This window comes from Limosilactobacillus reuteri subsp. porcinus (assembly GCF_036621895.1).
Lineage (GTDB): Bacteria > Bacillota > Bacilli > Lactobacillales > Lactobacillaceae > Limosilactobacillus > Limosilactobacillus reuteri_J.
Map to the genome: position 1 here is coordinate 12,222 of NZ_LN887345.1, position 24,865 is coordinate 37,086.

At 37.7% G+C, this 24,865-nt stretch carries 21 protein-coding genes and 1 tRNA gene; 18 read left to right on the forward strand and 4 right to left on the reverse strand.

The window, feature by feature from the left end; all coding sequences use genetic code 11:
* The first annotated feature begins 61 nt into the window (after positions 1-61).
* From AACL61_RS01810 to AACL61_RS01820, 3 genes are all read left to right on the forward strand, one after another.
* A complete protein-coding gene (locus tag AACL61_RS01810; RefSeq protein WP_102815755.1) occupies positions 62-1,456 on the forward strand; it encodes a flavocytochrome c in 1,395 nt (464 codons plus the stop codon).
* A gap of 64 nt (positions 1,457-1,520) precedes the next feature.
* Positions 1,521-2,456, forward strand: a complete 936-nt coding sequence (locus tag AACL61_RS01815; protein ID WP_102815756.1) for an L-lactate dehydrogenase — start codon at positions 1,521-1,523, stop codon at positions 2,454-2,456.
* A gap of 22 nt (positions 2,457-2,478) precedes the next feature.
* Entirely contained in the window at positions 2,479-3,897 is a 1,419-nt protein-coding gene (locus AACL61_RS01820; RefSeq protein WP_016496572.1) for an anion permease, read from the forward strand.
* A 33-nt stretch (positions 3,898-3,930) separates the two neighbouring features.
* Here the strand turns inward: AACL61_RS01820 and AACL61_RS01825 are convergent, their stop codons facing one another.
* Entirely contained in the window at positions 3,931-4,872 is a 942-nt protein-coding gene (locus AACL61_RS01825) for a sugar-binding transcriptional regulator (RefSeq protein ID WP_016496573.1), read from the reverse strand.
* A gap of 136 nt (positions 4,873-5,008) precedes the next feature.
* Here AACL61_RS01825 and AACL61_RS01830 point away from each other — a divergent pair, with 136 nt between their 5' ends.
* From AACL61_RS01830 to AACL61_RS01890, 13 genes are all read left to right on the forward strand, one after another.
* Positions 5,009-6,166, forward strand: a complete 1,158-nt coding sequence (locus AACL61_RS01830; protein WP_016496574.1) for an NAD(P)-dependent malic enzyme — start codon at positions 5,009-5,011, stop codon at positions 6,164-6,166.
* A gap of 10 nt (positions 6,167-6,176) precedes the next feature.
* Positions 6,177-7,232 (forward strand): [citrate (pro-3S)-lyase] ligase, encoded by a 1,056-nt coding sequence (citC, locus tag AACL61_RS01835; protein ID WP_102815758.1) that lies wholly within the window; start codon positions 6,177-6,179, stop codon positions 7,230-7,232.
* Positions 7,222-7,515, forward strand: a complete 294-nt coding sequence (citD, locus tag AACL61_RS01840; RefSeq protein ID WP_016496576.1) for a citrate lyase acyl carrier protein — start codon at positions 7,222-7,224, stop codon at positions 7,513-7,515. Before citC ends, citD begins: the two co-directional genes overlap by 11 nt.
* A 2-nt stretch (positions 7,516-7,517) precedes the next feature.
* Positions 7,518-8,423, forward strand: coding sequence for a citrate (pro-3S)-lyase subunit beta (citE, locus tag AACL61_RS01845; protein WP_003670699.1), 906 nt, complete (start codon positions 7,518-7,520; stop codon positions 8,421-8,423).
* Positions 8,413-9,951: a citrate lyase subunit alpha gene (gene citF / locus AACL61_RS01850; RefSeq protein ID WP_102815759.1), complete on the forward strand. Its 1,539-nt coding sequence runs from the start codon at positions 8,413-8,415 to the stop codon at positions 9,949-9,951. Before citE ends, citF begins: the two co-directional genes overlap by 11 nt.
* Positions 9,952-10,047: 96 nt before the next feature.
* Positions 10,048-11,475, forward strand: a complete 1,428-nt coding sequence (citG, locus tag AACL61_RS01855; RefSeq protein WP_102815760.1) for a triphosphoribosyl-dephospho-CoA synthase CitG — start codon at positions 10,048-10,050, stop codon at positions 11,473-11,475.
* Entirely contained in the window at positions 11,456-12,247 is a 792-nt protein-coding gene (locus AACL61_RS01860; protein WP_016496579.1) for an alpha/beta fold hydrolase, read from the forward strand. Before citG ends, AACL61_RS01860 begins: the two co-directional genes overlap by 20 nt.
* 216 nt (positions 12,248-12,463) lie before the next feature.
* Positions 12,464-13,351, forward strand: a complete 888-nt coding sequence (locus AACL61_RS01865) for a LysR family transcriptional regulator (RefSeq protein WP_226061983.1) — start codon at positions 12,464-12,466, stop codon at positions 13,349-13,351.
* Positions 13,352-13,405: 54 nt separating this feature from the next.
* Entirely contained in the window at positions 13,406-14,773 is a 1,368-nt protein-coding gene (locus AACL61_RS01870; RefSeq protein ID WP_226062069.1) for a threonine/serine exporter family protein, read from the forward strand.
* A gap of 12 nt (positions 14,774-14,785) precedes the next feature.
* The gene (locus AACL61_RS01875) at positions 14,786-15,439 is read left to right on the forward strand and encodes a uracil-DNA glycosylase (protein ID WP_339110904.1); all 654 of its coding nucleotides are present in this window, start codon (positions 14,786-14,788) and stop codon (positions 15,437-15,439) included.
* Positions 15,440-15,515: 76 nt separating this feature from the next.
* Positions 15,516-17,075 carry an MFS transporter gene (locus tag AACL61_RS01880; RefSeq protein ID WP_003674934.1) on the forward strand — a complete coding sequence of 520 codons (1,560 nt, stop codon included), beginning with the start codon at positions 15,516-15,518 and terminating at the stop codon, positions 17,073-17,075.
* Between the two features lie 48 nt (positions 17,076-17,123).
* Positions 17,124-18,107: an alpha/beta hydrolase fold domain-containing protein gene (locus AACL61_RS01885; protein WP_102815763.1), complete on the forward strand. Its 984-nt coding sequence runs from the start codon at positions 17,124-17,126 to the stop codon at positions 18,105-18,107.
* A 12-nt stretch (positions 18,108-18,119) separates the two neighbouring features.
* Positions 18,120-18,692 (forward strand): DJ-1 family glyoxalase III, encoded by a 573-nt coding sequence (locus tag AACL61_RS01890; protein ID WP_065533247.1) that lies wholly within the window; start codon positions 18,120-18,122, stop codon positions 18,690-18,692.
* 59 nt (positions 18,693-18,751) lie between these two features.
* Here AACL61_RS01890 and mprF read toward each other — a convergent pair whose 3' ends face one another.
* A complete protein-coding gene (gene mprF, locus AACL61_RS01895) occupies positions 18,752-21,337 on the reverse strand; it encodes a bifunctional lysylphosphatidylglycerol flippase/synthetase MprF (RefSeq protein ID WP_339110905.1) in 2,586 nt (861 codons plus the stop codon).
* Positions 21,338-21,491: 154 nt separating this feature from the next.
* Between mprF and AACL61_RS01900 the strand changes: the two genes are divergently transcribed.
* Positions 21,492-21,566 (forward strand) — tRNA-Asp (locus tag AACL61_RS01900).
* Between the two features lie 77 nt (positions 21,567-21,643).
* Complete coding sequence (locus AACL61_RS01905) at positions 21,644-22,516, forward strand: RluA family pseudouridine synthase (RefSeq protein WP_339110906.1); 873 nt, start codon at positions 21,644-21,646, stop codon at positions 22,514-22,516.
* A 49-nt stretch (positions 22,517-22,565) separates the two neighbouring features.
* Here AACL61_RS01905 and AACL61_RS01910 read toward each other — a convergent pair whose 3' ends face one another.
* Positions 22,566-23,294: a DUF4811 domain-containing protein gene (locus AACL61_RS01910; RefSeq protein ID WP_339110907.1), complete on the reverse strand. Its 729-nt coding sequence runs from the start codon at positions 23,292-23,294 to the stop codon at positions 22,566-22,568.
* The gene (locus AACL61_RS01915) at positions 23,294-24,802 is read right to left on the reverse strand and encodes an MDR family MFS transporter (protein WP_339110908.1); all 1,509 of its coding nucleotides are present in this window, start codon (positions 24,800-24,802) and stop codon (positions 23,294-23,296) included. The genes AACL61_RS01910 and AACL61_RS01915 overlap by 1 nt, the downstream gene beginning before the upstream one ends.
* Between the last annotated feature and the right edge of the window lie 63 nt (positions 24,803-24,865).

The window sequence follows — 24,865 nt, forward strand, 5'->3', positions numbered from 1 at the left end:
TGTTCCACTCTTTTTGACTGTTAATGTATTTAAAATTAAGAATTAAAAGGAGAGCAATATCATGGCTGAAAAATTCCAACCATTATCTGTAAGTAAATTAGATAATGATTACGATGTTATTGTAATTGGTTCTGGTGGAACAGGTCTTTCCGCATCAATTCAAGCAAACGAATTGGGAATGAAGACGGTTGTTCTTGAAAAGGAAGAAGAACTTGGAGGAAATACCAACCGAGCTTCTTCAGGAATGAATGCCGCTGAAACCAACGTGCAATTACAACATGGAGTAATTGATAACGTTGCTGACTTTTACCATGAAACATACAAAGATGGTGGACGTCTAAACGATAAGGATATGCTTGGTTACTTTGTATATCATACAGCCCCAGCAATCGACTGGTTAGCTGATCATGGGATTAAGCTTGATGACATTACAATTACTGGTGGAATGTCTCGTAAGCGTACTCACCGTCCAGCAAGTATGGCGCCAATTGGTGGTTTCTTAGTAAAGAGTTTATTGGAAGTTGTTCAAAAGGAAAACATTCCAGTATTCAATAAGGTTAAAGTTAACAAGCTCTTACAAGATGATGAAGGTAAGGTAATCGGTGTTGAAGCTAATGCTGATGGCCTAATTAAAACCATCCACGCAAAGGCTGTTATCTTAGCTACTGGTGGATTCGGTGCTTCTAAAGAATACATGAAGCGGTTCCGCCCTGACCTTGCTGATTACAAGACTACCAATCAACCAGGAGCAACTGGTGATGGCTTGAAGCTTGCTGAAGGCGTTGGCGGTGAATTAATGCAAATGGATCTTGTACAAGTTCACCCAACTGTTCAACAAGATAATCCTCATGTTTACCTTATTGGTGAAGCTGTCCGTGGTGAAGGTGCAATCTTAGTTAATGCTGAAGGTAATCGGTTTGTTAACGAATTAAACACTCGAAAGATTGTTTCTAATGCGATTACTGCCCTTCCAGAACACAGTGCTTACTTAATTTTTGATCAAGGTATTCGTGACCATGCTAAGGCAATTGAATTTTACGATAAAGTTGGTCTTGTTGTTCATGGCGATACGATTGAGGATCTTGCAAAGAACCTCAACATGGATCCTGAGAACTTAAAGAAGACAGTCGTAACATGGAATGAAGCTGTTGAAAATCATGACGATAAAGAATTCCATCGGACAACAGGGATGGATCGTGGAATTACTAAGCCAGGATTCTTCGCAATCCATATTGCACCTGCAATTCACTACACTATGGGTGGTATTCATATTAATACAAAGACTCAAGTGCTTGATGGTAATGGGGATGTAATCAAGGGATTATATGCTGCAGGTGAAGTTGCTGGTGGTTTGCATGGTAATAACCGTGTTGGTGGTAACTCAATTGCAGAAACAATTGTCTTTGGACGTCAAGCAGGTCAACAAGTAACTGTTTACGCCCGTGGCTTAAAGTAAAAAATAATGGGCAGTGAGAAACTGCCTAGAGCAATTATTTATATATTATTTGGAGGAAAATTTTATGTTAAGACATCATCATAAAGTTGTGCTTGTTGGTGATGGAGCTGTAGGATCATCATTCGCATTCTCACTCCTTCAAACAACACAAGAAATTGATGAATTAGTTATTGTTGACCTAAAGAAAGAAAAGGCAACTGGAGAATCATTGGATTTACAAGATATTACTCCACTAACTAGTCCAGTCAACATTCACGCAGGAGATTATTCTGATGCTACAGATGCTGATGTTGTAGTTATTACTGCTGGAGTTCCACGAAAGCCAGGAGAGACTCGTTTGGATCTTGTTTCAAAGAACACAAAGATTCTTTCAACTATTGTTAACCCAATTGTTGAAAGTGGATTCAACGGCATTTTTGTTGTATCAAGTAATCCTGTTGATATTTTAACTACAGTGACACAACAACTTTCTGGATTTCCTAAGCATCGTGTTATAGGAACTGGTACTTCACTAGACACAGCTCGATTGAATGTACTTTTATCTGAAAAGTTAAATATTCCAGTAAATGAAATTGATGCTTTAGTTTTAGGGGAACATGGAGATACATCGTTTGGTGCATTCGATGAAGCTACTATTAATGGAAAACCGTTAAAAGAAGTTACTGATTTAACTGCTCAGGACTATAGCGAACTTGAAAAAGCAGTTAAAGAACGTGGTGGTAAGATTATCGAAGGAAAAGGAGCTACTTTCTATGGAGTAGCTAAATATCTTGCTTATATTGTAAAAGCGATTATTGAAAATCGTAACATCATGCTCCCAATATCAGCTCCTTTAACGGGTCAATATGGGATTAATGATTTGTATCTTGGAATACCTGCAATTGTTAATCGAACAGGAATAGAAAAAGTCATTGATTACGGACTTTCGGATACAGAAATCGAAAAACTAAAATACTCTGCTGCTAAGATGAAAGATGTCTTAGATGGTGTGGAAGTTTAATTATTAAGGGAGGAATAATCTAATGGGATTATCAAAGGTAAATTATAAAGGATTTATCTGGCCGGTACTTGTTGGAGTTATCATTTGGCTTTGTACTCCAGTCCGGCCTGTAGGAATTAGCGTTGTAGCTTGGCACTTGTTAGCATTATTTATTGCAACGATTGTTGGATGTATTACTCAGCCATTGCCAATTGCTGGGGTTGCATTAATTGGTTTTACACTCACGGTCTTACTAGGAATTGCTCCGATGAAAGAAGCAGTAGTTGCTTTTGGAAATAGTACTCCTTGGACTATTGCAATGGCATACTTAATTGCCCGTGGATTTATTAAGACTGGTTTAGGAAATCGAGTAGCCTTACTATTTGTTCGTTATTTTGGTAAAAAATCAATTGGTTTAGGATATGCTTTAATGGGAATTGATCTTGTTACAGCGCCTGCTACACCAAGTAACACGGCACGTGCTAGTGGTATTGTTTTACCAATTATTGATGCTCTTTCGAATACGTTCCATTCATCACCAAAAGATGGGACAGAACGGAAGATGGGTTCTTACTTATTATTCACTGAATTCCATGTCAATATTATTACTAGTGCGATGTTTATGACTGCCATGGCACCAAACATTGTTGCTGTTGGCCTTGCAAAAGAGTTGGGTGTTAACATTACTTGGATTTCATGGTTCTTAGCTGCTTTACTTCCTGGTGTTATTCTTTTAGCATTGATTCCATGGATCATCTACAAGATGTATCCACCAGAAATTAAGAAAACACCGGATGCTCGTCAGTTAGCTGATAGTCAACTAGCTGAAATGGGTCCAATGAAGCTTTCTGAAAAATTAATGTTAGTTATTTTTGCAATTGCAATCGTTCTATGGATGATTTCAAGCTTCATTGGAATGGATGCAATGACAGTTGCATTTATTGCTGTTGCATTAATGCTTTTAACAGGTATTCTTACTACTAAAGATGTTTTAAATGAAACTGGTGCTTGGAATGTTGTTCTCTGGTTCTCAATCTTAATTTTCCTTGCTGGAGAATTAAACAAGCTTGGAATTATTCCATGGTTCTCGAAGACTGTTAGTCATTCACTTAGTGGAATGAACTGGTTTGTGATCATGATTGCATTAGTACTGATTTACTTCTACAGTCACTATCTATTTGCTTCTGGTACAGCCCAAGTTACTGCTATGTTTAGTGGATTCCTTGGAGTTGCGATTTCAGCTGGTGTTCCACCATTCTTAGCAGCAATGCTTCTTTCATTGACTGCTGCCGCTTATAGTTCAACTACTCACTACGCTAACGGTCCTGCTTCTGCTTTATTCAGTACAGGTTACGTTAAACAGAGTGACTGGTGGCGAATGAACTTTATCCTTGGTCTTCTTTATCTGGTAGTATTTATCGGAATCGGAACAGTATGGATGAAAGTTATTGGTTTATGGTAATAAAAAAGATCTGGCAAATTTGTCAGGTCTTTTTTATATTTCCTCAATAATTCGTAAAGCGATTGATTCTGTAAGTATCATATCAGTAAATAAACCTCCACGAAGGGCTCCTAAAGCGGCTTGATACTTTGATTTGCGTTGAACAATAGCAAAGCGTATAGGAACGTTAAGAATTTTATTTAAAGGGATAGAGAGAGTTTTATCGTTATTGGGATGAATTAGAAAGTTACCGTTAATATCATATGGACGACCAAATGCCATTCCAGCAATTTGGTTTAAACTAACTCCTTTAAATAACCTCTTTTTATAATCATGCCAAGCAGGGATACTGTCTATTGATTGGAGAGTACCTAATCCGCAAACAATCATTTCCATTTTATTGGCAACCTTAAATGCTTCTGTAAAAGCCGGTTCGGAATATAGGTCATTTCTTGCTTCGTCATTAAGAATATAAAGTGGTCCGGGAATGGTGTAATAAGGACAATCATATTTGGATGCAGCTTTTTGTACCATTCGCATTGATGCGGCAGAAGATTTATATTTCATATTTTCACCCATAAATTGTGTGAAAACTAAATTGCGGGAAGAGTGTTTGCTGAAATGATCAAGAACAGTATAAATTGTTTCCCCCCACGATAATCCGATTATTTTATATTCTTTAATAAGAGATTGAATCTGATTAGCTGCAAAGTTAGCAATGATTTTATCGCGGTCCAAGGGGTTGCTTGGATCTTTGATAACATAGACATTTTTTATATCAAAACTATTTGATAATTCGCGTTCTAGTTGGGCATTTCGGTCATAATCTGTATGAATGCTTATATCAACAATCCCGCTTGAAAATGCTTCATCAAGGTATTTCATAATGAGGTAGCGACTAAGATTATATTTTTTAGAAATATCACTAATTGCCATTTTGCTAAGGTAATAATCTTGTGCAAGATTACCGAGTAATTGTTGATGCTGTGAGTTCATTATTTTTATTCCTTTCATGCTCAATGTTGTTTTAAGTATATCATTATTTTTAAATATTTAAAAAATACGGTAATTATTTTAATTTTTTTAAAAAGGTGGTAAGATATTAATAATGAAATGAGGAGGCTTTCGATAAATGGAAGATAAAGAAATACTCTCAATGCATGCTAAGAACCAAGGAGTACTTAATATTGCACCTCAATTTGAAGTGAAAAATCGAAAAGAATTAGGTGAAGCGTATACTCCAGGAGTTGCGATAATCTCTAAGCTTATAGAACGTTATCCCGAACTAAAGGATAAATATACTCTTAGTGGAAAACTTGTAGCATTAGTAACAGATGGCTCTGCTGTTTTGGGATTAGGAAATATTGGCCCAGCCGGTGGTCTTCCAGTTGTTGAGGGGAAAGCATTACTTTATAAGGATTTGGCTAATGTTAATGCACTACCTTTAACTGTTGAGCAAGTTCCTGTTAATGAATTTGTAGCAACATTAAAGAATATGCAGGAATCTTTTGCAGGTTTTCATTTAGAAGATATTAAAGCACCTCGTTGTTTTGAAATCGAAGAGAAATTGTCTAAAGTAGTTAATATTCCAGTTTATCATGATGATCAAGAAGGAACAGCAATTGTTGTTTTGGCTGGATTAATTAATGCTGCTAGAGTAGTAAAGAAAAATCTGAAAGATTTGAAAGTTATAATTAATGGAGTTGGAGCGTCAGGAGTTGCAACAGCTCGATTACTTTTTGCGGCAGGTATTAAAAATATTACATTTGTTGATATTGATGGACCAGTGCATGTTGATAGTCAAAATTATAATCATTATCAAACAGATTTAGTAAAACAAAGTGCTGATCAAACTCCTTATAAGAATTTAAGTGAAGCGGTAAAGGATCGGGATGTTTTTATCGGTCTTTCTGATGCAGATGTTTTAACAAGTGAACAAGTAAAGACAATGGCTAAGAATCCAATTATTTTTGCACTTGCAAATCCAAAGCCTGAGATTGATCCTCAAGTTGCAAAAGATGCAGATGTAGCAGTAATGGCAACTGGATCAAGTCAATACCCAAATCAAGTAAATAATATTTTGGTATTTCCCGGGTTATATAAAGGATTATTATCAACTGATTTAAATAAAGTTGATTTTGGCCTTGAAAAAGCAATTGCTTCTGCATTAGCAAATATGATTTCTAATCCAACAGCTGAAAAAATTGTTCCTGGAGTATTTGATGATGGTGTAGTAAATACAGTAGCTAAAGCTGTTCAACATTACGCAAGTCAAAAGAATAACGATTAGGAGAATATTAATGGAAGTTCGTGAAATTAACATTCATTTAAAACGCAATTTCACCAAGTGGCAAAAGTTCTTGCAATTCAATGGAATTGAAGTTTTTTCTGAAAAAGAAACATCTTCTATTGATAAGACTTTTGTATGGAAAGAAAATGGTGAGATTTTAGCAACCGGATCAATTGCTGGTAATGTATTGAAGTATATTGCAATTTGTTCAAAAGTTCAGGGGCATGGTGAAACATTTAATAGTTTGGTTAGTAAATTAGAAAATGAAGCTGCAATGATGGGGCGCTTCCATTTGTTTGTTTTTACGAAACCACAATATAGCCAAAGTTTCCAATATGTTGGATTTCATGAATTAGCAAAAGTAGAACAAGGAACTGTATTAGAAAGTGGTACTCCTGATATTCATGACTATATTTCGTCTTTGCCACACTTTAACGATCAAGAAAGAAGCAAGATCGCGGGAATTGTTATGAACGCTAATCCTTTTACAAAAGGACATCGTTACTTAGTGGAAACTGCTAGTAAAGAAAATGATTATGTATATGTTTTTGTTGTTAGTGAAGATGTTTCCATTTTTTCATTTTCTGATCGTTTTAAGTTAGTTAAAGCAGGAGTAGCTGATTTACCAAATGTTATAGTAGTACCAGGTAAGGAATACATGGTTAGTTATGCTACGTTTCCAGCATACTTTTTAAAAGATGATCAAAATGTTGGAAGATTTCAAGCTTCCTTGGATGCAACCCTTTTTAAGGAACAAATTGCAAAACCGCTTAATATAACATCTCGATATCTTGGGAATGAACCATATTCCAAAACAACAAATATATATAATGAAGAGTTAAATAGGGTTCTACCACCTGATGTTGAAGTAAAGATTATTGATCGAAAGAAAAACAAGGATCAGGATATTATTTCAGCAACGAAGGTACGAGCAGCAATTACTAATGATGATATTGCGTTAGTAAAAAAGTATGTTCCAGATACAACGCTCGAATTTATTAAAAACAACTGGTCTGAGCTTCAAACTCGGATAAAGGAAGGAAGTATATTAAATAATGGATATTAAGAAGACTGCATTAGCAGGAACTTTGGAATCTTCCGATATTCAAATTACTTTGAGCCAAGGTAATAATGGTATCAGCATTGACTTAGATTCCTCTGTGGAAGAACTTTATGGTAATCAAATTCGTAAGGTGATTACTGATACTTTAACTGCTTATGGAATTGATAATGCCAATGTTAAAGCTGTGGATAAAGGAGCTTTAGATTGTGTAATTAAAGCACGGACAATGGCTGCTGCTCAACGTGCTCTTGATACAGCAAATCAACCAGACTGGGAGGTATTTTAATAATGGAAGAACGTTTACGTCGGACAATGATGTTTGTTCCAGGTAACAATGCCGGAATGGTAAAGGATGCTGGTATTTATGGTGCCGACTCCATTATGTTTGACTTGGAAGATTCAGTTTCAATGGCAGAAAAAGATGCTGCCCGGATGTTAGTTTATCAAGCTCTCCAAACACAAGATTATGGTGATTCAGAATTAGTTGTTCGTGTTAATGGAATTGATACACCATTTTTTAAGAATGATGTTTTCGCAATGGTAAAAGCCGGTATTCAAGTTGTTCGTTTGCCAAAAGTAGAATCAGCTCAAATGATGCTAGATCTTGTAAAAGTAGTAGAAGAAGCTGAAAACAAATTTGGTATTAAGCCAGGTACAACGCATGTTATGGCAGCTATTGAAAGTGCTAAGGGAGTGCTTAATGCACCAGAAATCGCTGCAAGTACTGACCGGATGATTGGTTTGGCACTTTCTGCTGAAGACTATACGACTGATATGAAGACTCATCGTTACCCAGATGGAGCAGAACTTGAATTTGCTCGTAACATGATTCTTCATGCAGCACGTGCCGCTGGCATTGCAGCCTTTGATACTGTCTTTACTAATATGAATGATGTAGAAGGCTTTAAACGTGAGACTGAACACATTCACGAATTAGGATTTGACGGTAAATCTCTTGTTAACCCTCGTCAAATTGATTGGGTAAATAAGATTTATGAACCAACCAAGAAAGAAATTGAAAATGCATTGGACGTTGAAGCTGCAATTGAAGAAGCACACCAAAAGGGTTCAGGTGTTATCTCAATGAACGGTCAAATGGTTGACCGCCCAGTTGTATTACGTGCACAACGGGTAATTCGTTTAGCAAAGGCTTCTAACTTGATCAATGAGGAGGGCGAATACATTGAAAAATAAAGTCGGACGCGAAATTTCAGATAAAATTTTAGATTCAACAAACTACAAGCCATTTGAAACTACTGAAATTGGTCATCCAATTGTTCACTATACTGGTCATGATGTTCGTGTTACCAAGGGTGACGATAAGTTAGTAGATTCATTAGATGATGTTATCAAGAATAACTTGAAGGACGGGATGACAATTTCGTTCCACCACCACTTCCGTAATGGTGACTTTGTATTTAACATGGTTATGGATAAAATCATCAAGATGGGTTACAAAGACTTAACTTTGGCTCCATCATCGTTAACTGGGGTAATGAATGATAAGGTAATCGAAGCTATTAAGGCTGGTACAATTACTAACATTACTAGTTCTGGTATGCGAGGAAGTCTTGGGGAAGCCGTTTCTCACGGTTTATTAAAGAATCCGGTTATTTTCCGTTCACATGGTAATCGTGCACGTTCAATTGAAAATGGAAACATTAAAATTGATGTGGCCTTTATTGGTGTTCCTAACTCAGATCGAATGGGAAATGCTAATGGTATGAATGGTGAGTCAGCTTTGGGATCATTAGGTTATGCATTAGTTGATGCCAAATACGCAGATAAAGTTGTTCTTGTAACAGATACAATTGCTGATTATCCTAATACACCTGCATCAATCCAACAAACACAAGTAGATTACGTTGTAAAAGTTGATAAAGTTGGGGATCCAGACCGTATTGGTAGTGGTGCAACACGTTTCACTAAGGATCCTAAAGAATTGAAGATTGCAAAGATGGTTAATGATGTAATTGTAAATTCTCCATACTTTAAAGAAGGTTTCTCATTCCAAACTGGTACTGGTGGAGCTGCTTTAGCTGTTACCCGTTTCCTTCGTCAAGCAATGATTGATAACAACATTACTGCTTCCTTTACTTGTGGTGGAACTACTTCGCCAATCGTTAAACTTTTAGAAGAAGGATTAGTAAAGAAAGTTATGGATGTTCAAGATTTTGATAAGGGTGCTGCTTCAAGTATGAAGAGTAATCCTGGTCAAATTGAAATTGACGGATCATGGTATGCTGATCCTGATAACAAGGGAGCAATGGTTGATCAACTGGACATTGCAATTCTTTCTGCTTTGGAAATTGATACTGATTTCAATGTTAATGTTTTAACTGGATCTAATGGTGAAATTCGTGGTGCTGTTGGTGGACACCAAGATGCTGGTACTGCAAAGATGACAATTATTTCTGCCCCATTAACTCGTGGTCGGATTGCAACAATTGTACCAGCTGTTAATTCAGTAACTACTCCAGGTTCATCAATTGATGTTGTTGTTACTGAAGTAGGGGTTGCTGTAAATCCTGCACGTAAAGATTTAATTGAAACATTCAAGAATGTGCCAAGTATTCCATTGATTTCAATTGAAGAATTACAACAACGTGCAGAAAAGATTGTTGGTAAGCCGGAAAAGATTGAATATACTGATCGAACAGTTGCACTTGTTGAATATCGTGATGGTACTTTAATTGATGAAATTAAACAAATTAAGGACTAATTACGAATAGAAATTGCGGTACTGGAATTTTCTAGTACCGTTTTTTATACCCATTATTGCTATAATTAATATTAAAGTTTGATTTGAGGAGTTAGTATGCAAACTATTTTTGATCACGGTGAATACCAAGACATTCTTGCTGTTTTAAAAAATAAGGATGAGCGTGTAAAAATACAAAACCAGTTATTGAAAACTAATCCATCAATGACTGTTGTAGCAGCTAAATTAAATATTCCTGGTCCAATAAAGAATAATAAAAAGATAGAGTCATTTTTTATAGCTGGCCTCAATGAATTTGAAAAAATGTTATTAGATGCTGGAATTGTTTTTATTTCAAAAAAAGAGTGGCTGGATAAGAAAACCGGTCCAGAGCGCTTCTATCTTGTTGAGATGGGTGCAATTTTAGTAAAAGAGATTACGAGTCATTTTGAAGAATTGAAGCCAAGTTATCGTTTATTTGACTTAGATGTGCTAGCTAATGATAGTGGAACAATAAAATCACTATCAAGGTCAGATGTAAATCTACCTGCTAGAAAGTGTTTAATTTGTGGTCGTCCAGCTAAAGAATGTGGTCGCTCCCGTCGACATTCAGTTGAAGAGTTACAAGAAAAAGTTAGTCAGTTAGTTTGCGTAGAATTGGCATATCAAGAAAAAGAAAACATTACAAATTGGTTAACTCAACTTGCACAACGAGCCCTTTTATATGAAGTATCTGCTTGGCCTAAGCCTGGATTAGTGGATCCAGTTGAACATGGAGCACACTTAGATATGGATATATTTACATTCATTAATAGTTCTATTAGTTTGCGTAACTATCTTCATCAAGCAGCATTACTAGGAATAATGAGTCGTTCTGCTAATTTATCATTGATATTTGAAGAGTTACGTGAATATGGCAAAAAAGCTGAGAAAACAATGTTTGTTGCTACAAATAATGTTAATACTCATAAAGGAGCAGTTTTTTCATTAGGAGTATTTGTTGCAGCAACAGCCTACAGCTTACAGCATCTAAAACAATTTGATGCAAATGATATTAAAAACGTGATTAAAAAGATGTTAAAGAATTTGATTAATGATGATCTAAAACACCTTTCATCGAAAAATTTTTTAACTGCGGGTGAGAAACAGTATTTAAAATACGGCCTTTCTGGTATTCGAGGGGAAGCACATGCAGGATACCCGACAGTTTTTAAGTATGGGTTACCGACCTTATTAACATCAAACTATGATTGGAATAGCCGAATTTTAATAACTTTTTTAGAACTAGCTTTACATATTGAAGACTCGACCTTAATTAAAAGAGCAGGGGATCCAGCTATTCAAGAATGGAAAAATAAAGAAATTCAGGAGTGTTTAAGACTAGGCGGAATAAATACTAAGTCTGGACAACAAAAGCTAACCCAAATTGAAGAAAAATTCACTCAACAAAATTTAAGCCTTGGAGGCACTGCTGATTTATTAATAGTTACTATCTTTTTAGCTTTAGTGAAGGAAGGGTTGCCTGATGGACTTCAAAACAAGTGATGGGATAAGAATTAATTACTATGTTTATGGTACTGGGAAACCAGTTGTTTTAATTCATGGCTTTGGTGGTTATCAACAAATATGGTGTTTACAAATTAAAAACTTAATTCAGCAAGGTTATCAAGTAATTACGTACGATCAGCGAAATCATGGAGCATCAACTAGGAATGAGCAATTAGATTCCATTGAGCCCTTAATAAAGGATCTATATGAACTATTAAATTATTTAAATGTTACAAAGCCCTTTTTAATTGGACACTCTATGGGTGCATCGGTAATATATGGATTCTTATCACTTTATACTGATTTTCCTTTAAGTGGCGTGATAGCAATTGATCAATCTCCAAAGATGCTTAATACGGTTCAATGGCCTTATGGATATATGGATGTCACAAGGGCATCGTATAAATTAAAATTGAAAGAGCATGGGAATGTTAGAGAGACATTAAATGGGGTACCATCTCAAGTAATATCAAAATTAGAGCCAGAAAAAGAAATGTTTCCATTTATTAGGGCCGAAAATCTTCCCTTACTCTATGATCACGCTAAACGGGATTGGCGATTAACACTTGAAAAAATTAATATTCCAACATTATTAGTTACCGCAAATCAAAGTCCATATTTTAATGGTAAATTTGCGGATGTTATGAGACAAGCTAATCCAAAGTTTATATCGCATCAAGCTGTTGATCAAAGTGGTCATGTAATAATGGCAGAACAGGCAAACAAATTTAATAAAATAATGGACAATTACTTAAAAGAACATCAATAATTTAATATTTACTTGAATAGCTTAAGATTAGTGCGGAAGCTGGGAGAAATGAAAAATTCCCCCAGCCTTATTATTTTAAATAACAAGATAACATGAAGCTAGTTTAGCCGCCCTTCTTGTTGAAAAGATTAATTTCTTTTGCGAACATTCTTTTGTATTCAAGTATAAATTGACGTAAGATAAAGATATTATTTCGATATAGAAAGGGTTAAGACGATGAATACTCGTGATTTACAATACTTTGCCATGTTAGTTAAATTAAAAAATTATACGCAAGTAGCAAAGTATTTTAATGTTTCTCAACCTAGTATTACCCAGGCAATTCGTCGCCTTGAACAAGAATTTGACACAAAATTAGTGCGCAAAGATCGTGTTCATAGGGATGAAATGATTACGCGCAGTGGGCAGTTACTATATGAAAAAGCGTTGGCGATAAACAAAAAAATAGACATTGCTCATCAAGAAATAGCACGGTCCGATCAACGACAAATAAAATTCGGCCTTCCGCCAATCATTGGAAAAATGTATATTTCACACATTATCGGCAATCTTTCTAAGCAGCTTCTTCAACGAATAAAAATCGTTTCTGTGGGGTCTCATGAATTGCTAAGTGAATTACAAGCGGGAAAGATCGATATTGCCATACTGGGTTCAATTGCACCAATTGATCAAACCGGTATTTTTGCGGAATTAATAACTGCGCGACCATTTAGTATCATCGTAAGTGCTGATCATCCGCTTGCAAAGAAAAAGGCGGTTAGTTTTCAAGACTTAACGAACGAAATCTTTATTAATTATGACCAGCAATATGTGCATAAAGCTGCCTTCCAAGCTTATTCTACCTATGCCCAAATTAATCCACAAACGGCAATTTATAAGGTGCCAAATGTTTCTTGGATTAAAGAGTTGGTACGGCAAAATAAGGGAATTAGTTTGATGGTTAAAGATGCAGTAAAGGATGAACCGGGAATTGTCGCCCTCGATATTAAAGACCCAATTCCGGAAAAGTTTTTTATTTCGCTTGCCACACGGGAGGATTACATTTTAAGCGATGATGAACAGCAATTAATCACTAAATTAAAAGAAATTACTCCCGTCGCTTGACAGCCGCCGTATAATTAAATAGTTAAGAGAATTGATAAGAGGAGCTTGATGGGTTTGAGTAAGGATAAAGAGATCTCAGCGAATGATTTTGCGCCGACTGAACATTTGTCTGATAAGCATCATATGGCGATTCCATGGCATGACTTTTTTACAAATGATAATTTTACCCCTGCGTATGAGGCTAATTTAGTAGAACGAGCAGCGATTGTCGGACGAATTGGATTAATGATGCTTTCTTATGGAACAGGGGCATGGCGAGTCCGTGATTCAATGAATACAGTTGCCCGGACGTTGAAAATGACTTGTTCGGTCGATATTGGGTTAGTTTCCCTCGAATATACTTGTATGGACGCCCACCATAGTTACACGCAGGCAATATCTTTACCAAGCACAAGTGTAAATACGACGAAACTTTCGCAGATGGAGCGATTTATTAAAGAATTTGACCAGCATGGGAGTGAGATGACAATTGGAGAAATCCACTCCCGTTTGGAAGAAATCGCCCACTCAAAAGGAAATTACGCTCCTTACCAAGTAGGACTAGCAGCTGCTCTGGCATGTAGCGCCTTTGTCTTTTTACTCGGTGGTGGACCAGTTGAAATGTTTTGTAGTTTTATCGGGGCTGGCCTTGGAAACTATGCCCGCCGTAAGATGATTGACCATCACATTACCTTATTTGCGGGAGTCGCGGTTGCGGTTGCAGTTGCGTGCCTTTCTTACCTGCTGGCTTTAAGTTTGATGCAATTAACGTTTAATGTGAGTTCGCGTCATGAAGCAGGGTATATCGGCGCAATGCTGTTTATTATTCCGGGATTTCCATTTATTACTAGTGGCCTTGATATTTCAAAACTTGACATGCGGTCCGGGCTTGAACGAATGACCTATGCAATCGCAATTATTACAGTTGCTACCTTGGTTGGGTGGATCGTGGCATTAATGGTTAATCTCCGTCCTGAGAATTTTCAAGCATTACCATTATCGGCATTAATGCTCTTTTTACTCCGGCTGCCTGCCAGCTTCTGTGGGGTGTTTGGCTTCTCAATAATGTTTAACAGTACGCCTAAAATGGCAGCTACTGCTGGTTGTATTGGTGCGATTGCTAATACATTACGGTTGGAATTAACAGACTTAACTGGAATTCCAGCAGGAGCAGCTGCATTTTTAGGAGCGTTAGTTGCCGGGTTATTGGCATCAATTGTTAAACGTAAAATTCAATATCCGCAAATTTCAATCACGGTTCCATCGATTGTTATTATGGTCCCAGGACTTTACATGTATCGGGCAATGTATAATATCGGTTTAACTTCGATTAGTGTAGGAACTCTTTGGATGACTAAGGCGCTTATGATTGTTGTCTTCTTGCCAATGGGATTGATTGCTGCTCGTATTCTTACAGATTCTAAGTGGCGACATAATGGATAGGAGAGTGAGAACATGATTGCAGAATATCCGCCAACGCTACTGGCAGAGGTAAAAGAAAAAACAAAGGATCGACAATTAACAGGTTTTACTCCAGGACAAGGACCGCTTAATCCAGACTTAATGTTAGTAGGGGAGGCTCCGGGTCGTCACGAAGAAGAAGTGAATATTCCTTTTTCTGGTGCTTCGGGTCAAGAACTAATGAAATTTATTGAATCTATTGGATATTCACGTTCAACTGTTTATATTACCAGTGTCGTTCGTCAACGGCCTTATAGTATTAAAAAGGTAGTTGATAAGAAGACGGGTGAAGTAATTGAAAAGCACCCTAACCGGACGCCAACTAAAAAAGAAGTCTTAGCATTTGCTCCTTTGTTTGATTGGGAATTAGCTCAAGTTAAGCCGAAAATTATTATTACGCTTGGCAATACGGCTTTACAACGGCTGCTTGGTAGTCAGGCTAATATTGGTAAGCTTCATGGGCAACTTCTCCACGAAAAAATTCAACGGACTAATGATGTGCATGATGGTTATGAGTTGACGACTGATAAGCATTGGATTATGCCGATGTATCATCCGGCCGCAGTACTCTATGCCCGCCGATTGGAGCCTACTATTAAAGCTGACTGGCAACAGTTAGGGCAGGACATTAAGAAAATGAAAAAATAACCATTATACTTTTTATGCCTAAGGTCGTATAATGGAAAACAGTTTGTAATTCAAGAGGATGGGACAACGCACTTAGATGCTCTGTTCCATCCTCTTTAGTACGGAGAGAATTAAAGGGGATGAAAAAGTGGAATTACAACAACGACGAACAATTGTTACTGGTGCGTTGTTACTATCTAACATTATGGCGGGAATGGATGGTACGATTGTAAATACGGCCTTGCCAGCTATTACTAGTGACCTTCATGGGTTGCAATATATGGGGTGGATCATCGCAACTTTTCTTTTGGGAATGGCTGTTGCGACCCCATTATGGAGTAAGTTTGGTGAGCATAAGGGAAACAAGCAAGCCTATATTACTGCTACCTCCATGTTTTTAGTTGGAGCAATCTTTCAAGGATTAGCTCCTAATATTTTATGGTTTATTATCGCGCGAACTGTAATGGGAATTGGTGCTGGAGGAATGAATACAATCCCGTTTATTGTTTTTGCTGAATTGTACGACAACCTAAAAAAACGAGCTCAAGTATTGGGAATTGCCAGTGCTTGTTTTGGAACTGCTTCGATTATTGGCCCCCTACTCGGTGGATGGATTGTTGACGCGTTGAGCTGGCACTGGGTTTTCTATGTTAATGTGCCGATTGCCTTAATTGCGATTACCATTATTAGTCTGTTCTATAAGAATGTGAAAAAGCAAGCTGCTGGTAAGCCGGTTGATTATCTTGGAGCGACTTTATTGGTAGTCAGTTTAGTAATGATTTTAGTAGCTGTTCAATTAATTGGTTCAGCATCTGGATTAGTAGTGGGCTGTTTATTTGTTGTTGGCCTCTTATTGCTTGGCGGAATGATAAAAGTTGACAGTAAGGCGGTAGACCCAATTGTTCCTAGTCGCCTGTTTAAAAATCGCGAACTAGTAATTGATTTTACTTTATTCGTCATAATTTGGGGTTCATTTATTGCTTTTGTTACTTATATTCCAATGTGGGCGCAGGGAATTTTAGGTTTAAGTGCGCTGCTTGGGGGGATGACACAAATTCCAGGGGCGGTTACTAACTTTATTGGTTCAGAATTAGTGCCAGTATTACAGGAACGATGGGGAAAATACTGGATTGTTACCTGTGGGGCGGCTTCAATTTTTATTGCCTATTTAGGAATAATGATTGGGGGACAAAAAACACCATTCTGGCTTATTTTATTCATGGGTGCTTTTGAAGGATTCGGTGTTGGTCTTGTCTTTAATATTTTACAGATTAATGTTCAAACAGATGCTGAATTACGGGATGTGCCAATTGCTACTTCACTAGGATACTTATTGCGAATTTTGAGTCAGACCCTTATGTCCGCGGTTTACGGAGTTATTCTTAACCAAGAGCTATTCCAGGGTGTTCAAACGCACCATGGAATTACCTTAAGAATGCTAAATAAATTATCAAATGCCCAAACTGCTAGTAGCCTTCCAGATAAGCTTTTACCAACCATGCGTACGATTCTTTATAATGGGTATCGCGACATTATCATTGCGGCAGTAATTTTAATTGTTATTGCCTTAATTTTAGTTGTAGTTTTAGGATGGCAAAACCATTGTCATCAACGCGAGCTAATGGCTTTAGGTAATCTTAAAGACACAAAATCTTAAATCATGATAGGATAATAGTAAGATTTTAAATGAGGAGCGATCGTTTCAGTGGAGAAAATAAAGAAATTTAATACTCAAATTGCTAGTCATTTGGCTAATAATCTTGAGAATAGTTTGCGAGAGTTACGACGATGTGGTGCTCATCGTTCTAGTAAAGCAACCTTTACTGAAATGGGAATTCAATTAAGCGGGTTTAAAAACGATCTTGCAGAAAATAATAAGTTTAATGCCTTGGTGGGGAACGCATGGATTGACAACGAGGCTGATTACTACTTGCCTGCTGCTGTAATGACGGTTGATGTTCAGCGTCAAGAACAGGAAGTAACAACATATGTCTTAAATGATCACGGAAATAATCAACGAGTAATCATGTATCTAACCGGGGGAGCCTATATTCAGCGTCCCGATAAGACTCATTGGCAATATTTAAATCGGTTGGCAATCGCCACGGATGCGAAGATTTATGTCCCGATTTATTCGTTGGTTCCGCATGATACTTACCGTACTGCATACCAAGAAATTGCTAGTCTTTATAGTAAAATTTATACCCTTATGCCTGCTAGTAAAGTAACTATTATGGGCGATTCAGCTGGTGGAGGATTGGCAGCTGGCTTTTGTGAATATCTTGGTAAAAAGGGGCTTCCACAGCCTGGTCACCTCATCTTATTTTCTCCTTGGCTCGATCTTAACCTTACAAATCCTCTCATTAGCAAATATGAGGATAAAGATGTTACACTAGCAGTGAACGGTTTGCGAAAAATTGGTACGATGTGGGCCGGTGATACGGATCATCAAGACTATCGCTTAAGTCCCTTGTATGGGAATCTTGATCAGTTGCGCGATGTGACTGTTTTTGTAGGGACAAGGGAAATAATGTATCCTGATGTGACCTTGTTTGTTCAAAAATTGCGTGACGTTGGGATCGCTGTAAACTCATATACGGGTCGTGGACTGTTTCATATTTACCCGCTTTATCAAATTCCAGAAGCAAAGGGTGTAATGAAACGGGTAGTTGCAACAATTAATAATTGATGGGGTGATATTTTGGCTAAAGTTGCTGTAGTGTTTGCACCAGGTTGTGAAGAAGTAGAAGGACTTACAATTGTGGACGTTCTCCGGCGAATGGGGATTGAAACCACAATGGTCGGATTAGAGGATCTTCATGTTCCTGGCGCTCATGGAATTGAATTAACTTGTGATGAGGTAATGAGTGATCGGCTCCTCGATTATGATGTGGTGGCCTTTCCTGGTGGTCGCGGGGGTGCCCAAAAGCTTCGCGATAATGATAGGTTGATGAAATTGATGCAAAAACGCAACGCAGAAAATAAGTGGGATGCCGCAATGTGTGCTGCTCCGATTGCCTTGGCTCGGTATGGTTTGCTTGATAATCATAACTATACTTGTTTCCCGGGAATTAACGAGGAAATTGCTAAGGTAGCCCCAACAGCAAATTTTGAAGAGGACATTACGGTTGTTGATAATGACGGAAAAATCATTACCAGTCGTGGCCCCGCAACTGCCTTAGCCTTTGCTTATCAGATTGCAGAGGTATTAGGATACAACACTGATAAGATTAAGCATGAGATGCTATATGATTATTTGATGGATCAAAAATAGGCGATAAAAGTAAAGCGGGTGAGGAAAAACGAAAAAAGTTTTTCCTCACCCTCTTAATATTATTTAATCAACCACCAGAAGATTGAACGATGGTTTTGCTGATCAACACGTTGGTTAACAACGCTAACTAAAATCATCATTGTGGCAATGATTGAATTCTTCTTACGAAAGGCAGTATAACGTGAATACCAAACTGTCGCATATTTATCCTTGTATCGCCGTAATCCTTGAAAGCCATACAAATGGTATCCATATTCATAAATAAAGTGCGCAGCTTTCTCTTCAATAAAACTAAATTGATATTCCCCGACATTTGAAAGAGGTGCCATTCCGAGATCAAAGTAGGTATAGCCGTTTTCCTGACCATATTGGAACATACTGATGAAAATTTTATCCATTATTCCAGAAGGAGCATCTTTGCTATGACGCATAAGGTCAATTGTTAAAATCTTTTTACCCCCTGTTGGCATAAATGTTGCAAAGGCGACCATTTTGCCCTCTTTATCCCGAATAATGCCAACTGGTGCTTGATTAATATAGTAGGAGTCAAAGAAACCAAGAGAGAATCCCTTTTCTGTTTCGTTTCCTAACCAGCTATCGGAGACTTGTTTCATCTCTTGCATTAATTCTTTACTAAATGGTGGCTTTTCAACGGAGAAGGTATAGCCTTCACGATCAAATTTATGCATCAATGCTCGTTGTGATCGTTGTCGTTTACCAGCAAGCGTAAAGTCTGCCAGCTTAACGAGGCCAGTTTCACCGGTTTTAATAAAGTCGAAGCCAAATTCATGAAGAAGCGTTGTCATATCGCTGGAGACTTCATAAAAGACAAGCTGATAGCCATACTTATCAGCTTCTAAGACAAATTGTCGAAGAGCTGGTCGCCAACTATCCTTATCTCCAACTGGATCGCCCATTACGACCAGGCGATCATATTTACGGCGATACATGAAAAAGAGCTTATCATGATCGTCAACACTGTAATAGTAGATACTTTTATCCTTTAAGAAGGCAAGGTGACTAGTTTCATTTCCCCCATATTCTTTAATAACATTGCGGACCCGTTCAGCATCAAATACGTTTGGAATATTGAAAGGATCAGTCCCGGCCATAAAGTAACGCAGAATGATGAAAATTAATAAGAGGCCGAGGATTAATCCGAAGAGTCCAGAAATCCAAATCTTTTCACCAGGGAAAAATAGGAAATCAGGGATGTGATGCTTGCTGGAATATTGAGGAGCATTAATAACACCGACAATTACATAGAGGATACAAGCCCCAGCAAAGATAAGACTATCAATTGCGAATTTCCCAATTGAGTATTCCAATTTCTTCCGGTACAACACATGGCGAGAGAGTAAAACAAGTATCAAAACAATGACGAGGTAAATTGTTAAGCTCAATGTTCCCAGATTCCAAATGGTATTAGCAATTCCAATTACCAATAATATTAAAGTAGGAAGGTATGCCTTTTTCACCTTTGATTGAAGACCGCGAGCACAGGCAAGCATAGCCAGTGCAAATAAGATGGTTGTCAATTGATGGAGGAAGAAGAAGGTATAGGGATAAAGGTGCGCGATAATCTTATTTTGTGCTGTGATGTCTGGAATTGAGGCAGTGATAAGCATCAAAATCCCAGAAATATACATAAATGTTGTAATTAAATAGTAAGCAAGTTTACGGACCATTAGTAATGGCAATCCGTCAAAGAACTGATTAACTTGTGATGCCAGCGAATGCAAGAACATGAATCCAGCAATAATTAATGGAACGATGTAGTAAAAAATTCGGAATAGTAATAACCAGATAACAGAGGTAGTTTGGGAAACGCCAAGTAATGACAGTTCTAACATCATTAAAAGGTCAAACGAACCAAGCGCCCCCGGAATCATTGAAAGAACCCCGAGAACCTGGGCAACAACGTATAACGGCAGAACGCTAATAAGGTTATGCCGAACGCCTAAGCACCAACCGACTAATAAGAAGAAAAGTGCGACAAATAGCCATTCACAAGTTGAACTAGTAACTAAAAAGGTTCCTACTTTTGGCGTGATATCCTTAAATATTTTACTATTATGAATAACAGTAAAATAAAAAACGATTGGGAAATATAATCCGCCCCCCACAAGCCAAAGTGCGTATTGGTTGAAGTGGCCACCATCGTGAAACACAAACATGATGATCAAAGCTACCCAACAAAGAACAGATAAACCAGAAAGTAAGAAAACAGCGATTTTAGAGATAGCAAGTAGAATCTCTTTCTTAGTTGCGTTCTTTCGATAGAAGTATGCTCGTAAAGTAGAACCAAGAATTCCGCCAAATCCGGCAATATTTGTTAAAGTGTTAGTAATCCATCCACAGCGGATAATATATGATTTCTTAAATTTCCCGGGTAATAAATGAGTGATTGCAAAATCATACCCCAACATAGGGATGACTGCGATGCATCCCGTAATTAGTAGCAGAATGATACTTTCCCAAGACAGGTTTGCTAAACCAACCCCTACTTCATGCCATTTAACTGTTTTAAAAAAGTTACCTAACGCGAGAATAACAAAGACTAGGACTGAGGTTACAAACACTACTTTTATGATTTTTGAATACTTAGACCACCAGTTTAATAGGCGCTTGCCCAACTGCTGCATTAAAAACTCCTCCTTAATAATAGCTAGTACTTTCATTATAAACTATTGATAATTTTTACGGTATAGATAGGAAAAACGAAAAATCAAAAATAAATTACAAATTTTTGTTGACTAATTTTGAGAAATCTCGTATACTTTTATTTGTTGTCAAGTTGGTCCGTTGGTCTAGTTGGTTTAGGACGCATCCCTGTCACGGATGAGATCACGAGTTCGAGTCTCGTACGGACCGTTCAATATTAAAGAGCTGTGATTTAGGTCATCAGCTCTTTTTTTGTATCTTTTGCAATGTTGATGGAGGAAATTAAGATGGAAAATACGTGGATATACCGAGGAACCGAACCGATTAAAATAAAGAAGTATCTTCAGTCGTTGGGGATGGGGCACCGTTTATTTAACGATCTTAAAAACGGTGAAGGAGAATTCCTTGTTGATCATCGGAAGGTACGGCCAACAACCCAGATTCTTCCTAATCAACCTTTAACCATTAAGGCTCAGCCAGAGTTAGCTGATGATACTGTTGAAATTAGTAATGAGCCCTTAAATGTTGTTTATGAAGATAATAATTGGTTGGTAGTAGATAAGCCAGCAGGTGTGACTTCTATCCCAGGACCAACCGTTCAAAATGATACAGTTTTAAATCGGGTAAAGGGATACTTAATCGCAAATAATTCTGTAGATCTTCGCCCTCATTTAATTACACGACTGGATCGTTTTACGGGGGGATTAATTCTTATCGCTAAGCATCATATTGCCTCCAGTATGATCAGTCAGCAAGTGCAGCAACATCAAATGCTGAAGGAGTATACTGCATTAGTAGAAGGACAAATTATGGACGAACATGGCGAGATTAACAAGCCGATTGGAAGAAAGGATGGGCAGGCTGCACGGGTAATTGACGAGAATGGGCAACGAGCTTTGACTGAGTATTGGGTGGAAGAACGAGGTGCAAAGTGGACACGAGTACGGGTAAGACTTCACACTGGACGCACACACCAGATTAGGGTTCACTTTGCCGCTATTGGTCATCCCCTAATTGGTGACCATCTTTATGGCGGTGATACTAGTAAATATGATCATCAGTTGCTTCATGCAAGTAAAATTAGCTTTAACGATCCCTTCACCCTTAAACAAATGACATTTACCTCAGAATTGCCCGCAGCATTTTTTGAATTAGTTTAAATATAAAATAGAGACTAGGAGATTGTTTTTTCTCTTAGTCTCTATTTTTTTACTTAACTTGTTTTAAAATTTGTTTAACGCTTTGGGCCTGAAATTCTTGTTCTGCTTGTGCCGATACTTCTTGGATTTGCTTAGCAGTCATGTTAGGATTCTTGGCCATTGCTGCTTGAAGCTTTGACGTAACAAAAGCGCGTCCTTGTCCTGCTGCTTGTGCTTGTAATTTGGCACCCGTAGCAGATTTAGCAACTCTGGCAAGTTTATCTGCCTGACTCGTTGTGAGTTTAACATACATTCGTGGATATTCTAACACGTTAGTTCGCTTAACTAATGCATTGTTCATTCCTGACCATGCATATAGGACTTTATAAAAATTATTACGATATTGCCAGCGCGTCTCAGTTGTTACGAGCTGAGGGGTAGAACCATTAGTCCATTTAATCCGGCTAGTGGTGTATTCGTTTGCTTGGGTATGGTAAGGCGTTTTTTGTTTAACTTTGGTGTTATAAATATAAACATCATCGCGACCGCTTTTACCAACCGGTTGATAAATTGCCAGGGGCATTGAGGAATTTGAAGCAGAGTAAATCCGCTTGGTGGTTGTTGTCGTAACTTTTTGCATTCCAAAATGGTGACTGTAATTTAGTGTCATCAAAAGAGTTGAGCCCACAAAGATAATTCCCGTGAGTGTAGATAAAATAATTCGCAGGCTTTTTTGCCGAATAAACATCATGCAAGCAAAAAAGGCGAGTGCTCCTAGAAAAGTTAAAATAATAACCATTACTTCATCCCTCCTTTATCAGTTGGTTCTGCAATGTCTTCGCTATCAAGGCGGAGGTGAATTCCATTACCACTTGTAACAAAGAATGTAAGGAATAAACCAATGAGTGAGAAGGCGATTGCAAACCAGAATGCTGCATGGTACCCCATCAAAGTAGCATCAAACATCTTTGCTTTATATTGTAATGGGGATTGTGTCAGCAATGAATGAGCAGGTCGATTGCTATTAGTAATATTTGTCAAAACAGAGATCATGATTGCTGTTCCCACAGAAGTAGCAACTTGACGAATGGTGTTGTTAACGGCTGTACCATGCGAGATTAAATTGTAAGGAAGAGAATTCATTCCCGCCGTAGTAACTGGCATCATTACCATCGAAATACCAAACATCCGGACTGCATATAAGAAGACAATATAAATAGTTGGGGTATCACGAGTAATAAAGGCAAAAGGAATTGTTCCAACAGTTAAGATAAACATTCCCGTAAAGGCTAAGCGCTTAGCACCGTGACGGTCAAATAAGTTCCCAGTAATTGGACTCATAATTCCCATGAAAAGGGCCCCAAATAAAAGGGTAAGACCTGAATGGAAGGCAGACATTCCATGAATGATTTGAAGGTAAAGAGGAATGACGAATTCTACCCCAACCATTGCCATCATTACAATTGAACTAAGGATAGTTGCGAGGGAGAATTCTTTGCTTTCAAAGACTTTGAATTCAAGAAATGGGTCGTCTAGCTTGTTTTGACGTATGATTAGAATTACAACTAAAATCACCCCAATGATAATGGTTGAAAGGACAACTGGATCTGTCCAACCCTTATCACCGACACTTGAGAACCCATAAAGCACGCTCCCAAATCCTAGTGTTGAAATAATAACAGAAAGCCAGTCAAGATGCGGCTTTTTGTTAGGGATAACATTCTTAACTGCAAAAAGACTAACAATGATGACTAAAGCAGTAATGGGGGCAATCATTCCGAAAAGCCACCGCCAGCTATAACTATCGATAACCCATCCAGATAAAGCCGGACCGATTGCTGGCGCTAATCCGATAACTAGGCCATTCACTCCCATCGCAGCCCCACGCTTTTCAGGAGGATAAACAGTTAGCATGATATTCTGCATTAAAGGCATGTTGATTCCTACTCCGACTGCTTGAATAAGACGACCGGCTAATAAAACGGCAAATGATGGAGCGATCCATGCTAGGATTGTCCCAACTTCAAAGGTCGACATAGCAATGATAAAAAGACTTTTAGTATTAAAACGACTAGTTAGGTAGGCACTTACGGGGATCATAATCCCATTAACCATTAAGAACCCAGTAGTTAACCATTGAACGGTGGCTGTACTAATATTAAAAGCATCCATTAATGCTGGAAAGGCTGTTGAAAGAATAGTTTGATTTAAAATGGTACAAAAAGCTCCAATTAATAAGACAAAGATCATTAAGGAACGATTATAAGTTTGACCATTAATATCAACAGGTTGTTGCTCTTGATTCACTAATAGAATCCTCCTTTACATTTTTACAATGTGAAAAATAATAATACTATTTGATATCTTTGT

Bases quoted from the DNA above. Each gene is read 5' to 3' on its own strand.
- AACL61_RS01810 (WP_102815755.1), top strand. From the start codon at position 62: ATGGCTGAAAAATTCCAACCATTATCTGTAAGTAAATTAGATAATGAT.
- AACL61_RS01815 (WP_102815756.1), top strand. From the start codon at position 1,521: ATGTTAAGACATCATCATAAAGTTGTGCTTGTTGGTGATGGAGCTGTA.
- AACL61_RS01820 (WP_016496572.1), top strand. From the start codon at position 2,479: ATGGGATTATCAAAGGTAAATTATAAAGGATTTATCTGGCCGGTACTT.
- AACL61_RS01825 (WP_016496573.1), bottom strand. From the start codon at position 4,872: ATGAACTCACAGCATCAACAATTACTCGGTAATCTTGCACAAGATTAT.
- AACL61_RS01830 (WP_016496574.1), top strand. From the start codon at position 5,009: ATGGAAGATAAAGAAATACTCTCAATGCATGCTAAGAACCAAGGAGTA.
- citC (WP_102815758.1), top strand. From the start codon at position 6,177: ATGGAAGTTCGTGAAATTAACATTCATTTAAAACGCAATTTCACCAAG.
- citD (WP_016496576.1), top strand. From the start codon at position 7,222: ATGGATATTAAGAAGACTGCATTAGCAGGAACTTTGGAATCTTCCGAT.
- citE (WP_003670699.1), top strand. From the start codon at position 7,518: ATGGAAGAACGTTTACGTCGGACAATGATGTTTGTTCCAGGTAACAAT.
- citG (WP_102815760.1), top strand. From the start codon at position 10,048: ATGCAAACTATTTTTGATCACGGTGAATACCAAGACATTCTTGCTGTT.
- AACL61_RS01860 (WP_016496579.1), top strand. From the start codon at position 11,456: ATGGACTTCAAAACAAGTGATGGGATAAGAATTAATTACTATGTTTAT.
- AACL61_RS01865 (WP_226061983.1), top strand. From the start codon at position 12,464: ATGAATACTCGTGATTTACAATACTTTGCCATGTTAGTTAAATTAAAA.
- AACL61_RS01875 (WP_339110904.1), top strand. From the start codon at position 14,786: ATGATTGCAGAATATCCGCCAACGCTACTGGCAGAGGTAAAAGAAAAA.
- AACL61_RS01880 (WP_003674934.1), top strand. From the start codon at position 15,516: ATGCTCTGTTCCATCCTCTTTAGTACGGAGAGAATTAAAGGGGATGAA.
- mprF (WP_339110905.1), bottom strand. From the start codon at position 21,337: ATGCAGCAGTTGGGCAAGCGCCTATTAAACTGGTGGTCTAAGTATTCA.
- AACL61_RS01905 (WP_339110906.1), top strand. From the start codon at position 21,644: ATGGAAAATACGTGGATATACCGAGGAACCGAACCGATTAAAATAAAG.
- AACL61_RS01910 (WP_339110907.1), bottom strand. From the start codon at position 23,294: ATGGTTATTATTTTAACTTTTCTAGGAGCACTCGCCTTTTTTGCTTGC.